Consider the following 5,990-nt stretch of genomic DNA (forward strand, 5'->3'; position numbering starts at 1 on the left):
CCGCCCGCTCGTCGGCGAACGCGTCGCTGTCGTCCTCGATCGCCGCCTCCTCCAGCGCCGCGCACCCGCCGCTGCCGACGGCCGCCGAGCTGGACGCCCAGATCAAGCGGGCACTGGACCCGGCCCTGCCCGACAGCGAGCGCACCGCCCTCATCGAGGACGGCGACGCCTTCCGCCAAGCCATCCCCGACATGTACCGGGCGCTGCAGGACAATCCGCGCGCCGTCTACGGCGTGACCGACCCGGTGTTCGACAACCACGACGGCACCCTGACCGCCACCATGCGGCTGGACAAGGACGGCACCGGCACCGCCGTGCGCACCACCGTGGTCCACTTCGTGCTGATCGACGGCAAGTGGCGGATCTCGCGGACCGACCTGTGCGGCATCCTGCGCTCGGCCGACTACCGCACACCGGCCTGCGGCTGAACCGGGCCTCGACTCGATGCGCAGGCCGGGATCGCTGCGGTGGGGACGCTTCGTCCACCGCAACCGCTTCCTCGTGCTGGCCGTCTTCCTGCTGTTCGTGCTGGTGTCGGGCTGGTACGGCCGCGACCTGTCCGGCCGGTTGACCCAGGAGGGCTGGTTCGACGAGAGCAGCGAATCGGTCGCCGCCGCCGAACTGGCCGACCGCACGTTCGGCCGCGACACCGACAGCGACCTGATCCTGCTCTACACCGCCCCGGCAGGCACCACCGTCGACGATCCCGCCGTCCGCGGCCCGGTCACCGCACAGCTCGCCGCTCTGCTGGCCACCTACCCCGATCGCATCCTCAAGATCGACAGCTACTGGGACAGCCCGTTTTCCGCCCAAGCGACCGACGCCACGCGCACCCACGCGTTCGCCAGCGTCGGATTACGCGGCTCCGGCACCGCCACCGTCGAGAACTACGCGGCCATCCGAGACCATCTCGGCGCCGGACGCGCCGGCGGCGGCCCTGGCGGCACAACGGTGCAGCTGGCCGGGTTGCAGCCGATCGTCGAAGGCATCAACACCGGCATGCAACGCGACATCAGACGCGCCGAGATGATCGCCCTGCCGATCGTGGCGATCGGACTGTATTTCGTGTTCGGCGGCGTGATCGGGGCGCTGCTGCCGGTGCTGATCGGCGGCATGACGATCCTGGGCACCCAGGGCGGACTGCGGCTGCTGACCGACCACATCGACGTCAACGTCTTCGCCAGCGCCGTCATGACCCTGGTCAGCCTGGGGTTGGCGATCGACTACGGATTGTTCACCGTCACCCGGTTCCGGGAAGAGCTCGCCGCGGGCCGCGATGTGGAAGAAGCCACCGCCCGCACCGTCGCGACCGCCGGACGCACGGTGCTGTTCTCGGCGGCCATCATCGCGATCAGCCTCGGCGCGCTGTTCATCTTCCCGAACGGGGTCCTGCGCTCGGTGCCGCTGGGCGGCATCAGCTCGGTCCTGCTGGCGGCACTGCTGTCGGTGACCGCGCTGCCGGCGGCATTGAGCATCGTCGGTCACCGCATCGACTTCCTGGGCTGGAAACGGTTCTCCCGCACCAGAACCGAAGCGCAGATCGACGCCGGATTCTTCTCCCGGCTGGCGGTGTGGGCGATGTGCAGGCCGCTGGCGGTGGCCGTGCCGATCGTGCTCGCACTGCTGGCGCTCAGCATTCCGCTGCGGCACATCGAGTTCGGCGGACTGAGCGAACGGTATCTGGCGCAGGACAATCCGGCGCGGGTCGCGCAGGAACGTTTCGACGAGCTGTTTCCCAGCTTCCGCACCGAACCGCTGAAACTCGTCGTGGTCGGCGCCGACCCGAGGCAACTGAGCGACATCCGCTACGCCGCCAACCAGATCCCCGGCTTGACCGGACGCTTCGAGCCCGCCGCGGCGACCAAGGACGGCATCAACGTGCTCGCCGCTGGGCTGGCCGACAAACGTGACGCCGACCGGGTGATCGCCGCGTTGCGCGCGATCCCCGAGCCGCCCGGGGTGCGGGTGATGGTCGCCGGAGTGCCCGCGCTCGAGCGCGACAGCATCAACGGCCTGCTCGACGGCCTGCCGGTGCTGCTGGCGATCCTGGTGGCGGCGGCGCTGGCGCTGCTGTACGCCGCGTTCGGTTCGATCGTGCTCGCGGTGAAGGCCGTCGCGATGAGCGCGCTCAGTCTCCTCTCCACGCTCGGCGTGCTGACCTGGGTGTTCGTCGAAGGCCACGGCGCGGGCCTGTTCCAGTTCACCCCGGGGCCGCTGATGTTCGCGGTGCTGGCGTTGATCGTGACGGTGGTGTTCGGACTGTCCACCGACTACGAGGTCTTCCTGCTGTCGCGGATCTCGGAGGCACGCGCCGCGGGCGCCGACCCGCCGGAGGCGATCCGCTACGGCATCGCCCACACCGGCGGCGTGATCACCTCCGCCGCCGCCATCCTCATCGTGGTCACCGGCGCGTTCGGGTTCTCCGATCTCGTACTGATGAAATACATCGCCTACGGCATGATCGCGGCGCTGATCCTGGACGCCACCGTGATCCGTATGCTGCTGACACCCGCGGTGCTGAAACTGATCTGGCGTTAGGCCGCGGCGGGCGCCGCCGAGAGACCAACGTCTGCGGGCTGGTCGTTCTGCGTTACTGGACGGCCCGCTTGCCCTACGTGCACAACGACGTTCGGCGGAACGTACACCGAGTCCCGGCCACGGACCTCGTTTGGCGAAGGCCCCACGAACTACGCTCCGAACCCACCAGTGCGCCCGACTTCGCCACCGGTCGAGGTACACCGCGAAGCAGGGCGACACCGCGTGCTCGGCGCCGGAGGTCAGCGGCGCACAGGCAGGACGAGCTGGGCGCCGGTGACCGGGTGATCGAGCACTTCGACCGGGTGCTGGTAGACGCGGGTGAGCAGCTCGGTGGTCAGCACCTCCCGCGGCGGGCCGTCGGCGGCGATGCGACCGGAGTCGAGCACCGCGACGCGGTCGGCGTAGGCGGCGGCGATCCCCAGATCGTGCAGGACCACGACCACGGCGGCTCCGGCGGCGGCGCGATCGGTGGCCAACCGCAGCACAGCTTCCTGATGGCCGAGATCCAGCGCCGCGGTCGGCTCGTCCAACAGCAGCGTCGCAGTGTCCTGGGCCAGCACCCGCGCCAGCGCGACCCGGGCGCGCTCACCACCCGAGAGCGTCGGAAAAGACCGGGCGGCAAGGTGTTCCACGTCGGTGGCGGCCATCGCGGCGGCGATCTGTTCGTCGTCGAGTTCGCGACGCTCGGTGCGCACCCACGGCGCGCGGCCCATCGCCACGACTTCTCGTGCGGTGAACGGGAAGCCGACGGTGTGGGTCTGCGGCAACACCGCTCGCCGCCGCGCCATGTCCAGCGTCGACCAGTGCGTCAACGGCTGCCCGTCGAGTTCCACGATGCCCTCGGCGAGCGTCAACTCCCCGGCCAGCGCGGCCAGCAGCGTCGATTTACCCGCGCCATTGGGCCCCACGAGGGCCACGACCTGACCCGCGACGGCTTCGAAATCGATCCCGTCGAGCACCCGTCGCACCTGCCGATCCACACTCACCCCCGCCGCGCGCACCGTGACCGCTCCCGGTTTCGGCGCCTCCGGCAGCTCATGCGCCCGCACCAGCACCGACCGCACCCTCACCGCTCTCCTCCTGATCCCCGTCCAGTCGCACACCCCGCAGAGCGTCTCTCGACGTTCGCCACAGCCATGCGCCGTTCGGCGAAGCCGGGCGGGATCATGCCCAGCCTCCCGCGCGGGCCCGGGTGCGGCGCAGCAGCCAGAAGAAGACGGGGCCACCGATGAGCGAGGTGAGCATGCCCAGCGGCAGGTCGGCGTTGTCGACCAGGGAACGGGCGCAGACATCGGCCGCCAGCAGCACCACCGCCCCAACGATGGCGCTGAGCGGGATGAGGACACGGTGGGCCGGGCCGACCAGCATGCGCACCAGATGCGGGACGATGAGCCCGACGAACAGGATGATGCCGGTGAATGCGACACCGGCGGTGGCCAGGACCGCGACGACGACGATCACATTGCGCCGCAGCCGCTCCACATCGACGCCGAGATGACGGGCGGCGGACTCACCGAGCGCCAGCAGATCCAGCCGCGGCGCCAGCAGCACCGCCGCGGCCACGCCGACGGCGGTGAGCGGCGCGACCACGCCCACTGATTCCCAGGTGGCGCCGCCCAGCGACCCCAGCTGCCAGAACACGATCTGGTCGCGGGCGGCCGGAGACGCCACGAACAGCAGCAGCGCGATCACCCCGCCCGCGAAGGCGTTGATCGCGACACCGGTGAGCACCAGCGTGACGACCTCGGTGCGTCCATTTGCGCGCGCCAGCACATACACCAGCAACGTCGTCGCCAATCCCGCGACGAACGCCGCCGCGGCCACCGACCACGCCGCCACAAACGCACCACCCACCACGATCACCGTGCCCGCCCCGACCGCGGCGCCCGCCGACACCCCGATCACACCCGGTTCGGCCAGCGGATTGGCGAACACCCCCTGCAGCAAGGCACCCGCGGTCGCCAGCGCCGCACCGACCAGCATCGCCAGCACCACCCGCGGGAACCGCACTTGCCACAGCGTCACCTCTCCGGAGGGATGCGCGGGCATCGGACCCAGATCCAGCCCGATCCGGTGCAGGACACTGCCCGCCACCTCGGCCGGGGTGGTCGGCACCTGCCCGATCGCCGCCGACGCCACCGCCAGCGCCACCAGCCCGGCCACCGCGAACACGAACACCAGCAGCACCCGCGAGCGGCGCCGTGACTTCGGCGCGGGAGAAACCGGCCGCGCCGCTGTCGCAGACGTCATGCGTGCCCGGTGCCGTACACGGCCGCGCTCAGCGCCGCGATCACCCGGCCGGTGTTGGGCCCGAAACTCAGCAGCACCGCATCGGACATGTCCACCACGCGCCGGTCCCGCCCGGCCGGGGTCTGCGCGATGCCGGGCACCTTCTGCAGTCCCTCGACCCCGCCGACGGACTTCAGCCCGTCCGACATCACCAGCAGCACATCCGGTGCAGCACCGATCATCGCCTCGCTGGTGATCGCGGTGAACGGCTCTTTCAGCCCGGCCGACGTGCCCGCATCCCGCGCGCCCAGCGCCGCGATCAACGTGTCCGCGCCCGACCCAGGCCCGGCCAGCATCGTGATGGCCGTGGAACGCAGATACAGGAACGCGATGGTCAGCGGCGGGTCGTGGGCGGGCACCGCGGCTTCGGCGGCGGCGATCTCGTCGCGGGTGCGCTGCGCCAGCGCCTGCCCACGCTCCGGTACACCCAACGCGCCCGCGACCGCCTCGATCTGCGGCACCACCCCGTCCATCGTGCGCTGCGGGTCGAAGTAGACGACCGTCACACCCGCCGCACGCAACTGCTCCCGCACCGCGGGCGCGGCGCTGGTGGTGTCGGTCAGGAACACCGAAGGCCGCAGCGCCAGCACCGATTCCACGTTCAGCGACCCGTTGCCGCCCGCCACGTTGGGCACGTCCCGCACCGCGGGAAACGCCGCCGAGGTACTGCGCCCCACCAGCTTGGGCCCCAACCCCAGCGCGTAGACGATCTGGGCGAGAGTGCCGTAGCGATCCACGGCGATGATGCGGCCGGCGTCGGTCACGGTGACCTCGCCGCCGTCGAACGACCGCACTGTCACCGGCAGCGTCGGCGCCGGCTCCGGTCCGATCGGCACCGGGTCCAGATCGGTCAGGGTCGCCGTCGCAGGCCCGTGCCCACCATGCGACGCCGCGCCGTCGGCGCCGCAGGCGGCCGACCCGGCCAGCAGGATCGCCGCGAGCAGAGCCAAGACGACACGCCACCCGGCCCGCAGCCGGTTGCGCCGCCCACCCGGAACCACTGCGGTGCTCGTGCCCGAGCCTCGCTGACACTCGGCACCGGCACGAGCGAGTACTCGACTGTGTCCAGAGTTCACTCGCTGACGCTCGCTCATGGCCCGCGCCTCGCTGGCGCTCGGCTCCGGCACGAGCGAGAGCTCGGCTGTATCGATTGTCCGCTCGCT

Annotated in this window: 5 protein-coding genes; 2 read left to right on the forward strand and 3 right to left on the reverse strand. The window is 71.1% G+C overall.

Annotated elements, in window-relative coordinates:
• On the forward strand, window positions 1–428 hold a 428-nt coding region (locus tag NA4_RS41275), incomplete at its 5' end, for a WKL family lipoprotein (protein WP_067464920.1).
• Between the two features lie 16 nt (window positions 429–444).
• Window positions 445–2,538, forward strand: a complete 2,094-nt coding sequence (locus tag NA4_RS05615; RefSeq protein ID WP_067464923.1) for an MMPL family transporter — start codon at window positions 445–447, stop codon at window positions 2,536–2,538.
• Between the two features lie 239 nt (window positions 2,539–2,777).
• On the opposite strand, the gene NA4_RS05620 is transcribed toward NA4_RS05615, so the two are convergent.
• The 3 genes from NA4_RS05620 to NA4_RS05630 form a co-directional block, all read right to left on the reverse strand.
• Window positions 2,778–3,608: a heme ABC transporter ATP-binding protein gene (locus NA4_RS05620; protein ID WP_174552908.1), complete on the reverse strand. Its 831-nt coding sequence runs from the start codon at window positions 3,606–3,608 to the stop codon at window positions 2,778–2,780.
• A gap of 94 nt (window positions 3,609–3,702) precedes the next feature.
• Window positions 3,703–4,788, reverse strand: coding sequence for a FecCD family ABC transporter permease (locus NA4_RS05625; protein WP_067464926.1), 1,086 nt, complete (start codon window positions 4,786–4,788; stop codon window positions 3,703–3,705).
• Entirely contained in the window at window positions 4,785–5,921 is a 1,137-nt protein-coding gene (locus tag NA4_RS05630) for a heme/hemin ABC transporter substrate-binding protein (protein ID WP_084496842.1), read from the reverse strand. Before NA4_RS05630 ends, NA4_RS05625 begins: the two co-directional genes overlap by 4 nt.
• Window positions 5,922–5,990: the final 69 nt, after the last annotated feature.

It is taken from the genome of Nocardia amamiensis NBRC 102102, from assembly GCF_001612745.1.
In the GTDB taxonomy this organism is placed as follows: Bacteria; Actinomycetota; Actinomycetes; order Mycobacteriales; family Mycobacteriaceae; genus Nocardia; species Nocardia amamiensis.

Coding starts and splice junctions, on each gene's coding strand:
- NA4_RS05615 (WP_067464923.1), top strand. CDS start 445: ATGCGCAGGCCGGGATCGCTGCGGTGGGGACGCTTCGTCCACCGCAAC.
- NA4_RS05625 (WP_067464926.1), bottom strand. CDS start 4,788: ATGACGTCTGCGACAGCGGCGCGGCCGGTTTCTCCCGCGCCGAAGTCA.
- NA4_RS05630 (WP_084496842.1), bottom strand. CDS start 5,921: ATGAGCGAGCGTCAGCGAGTGAACTCTGGACACAGTCGAGTACTCGCT.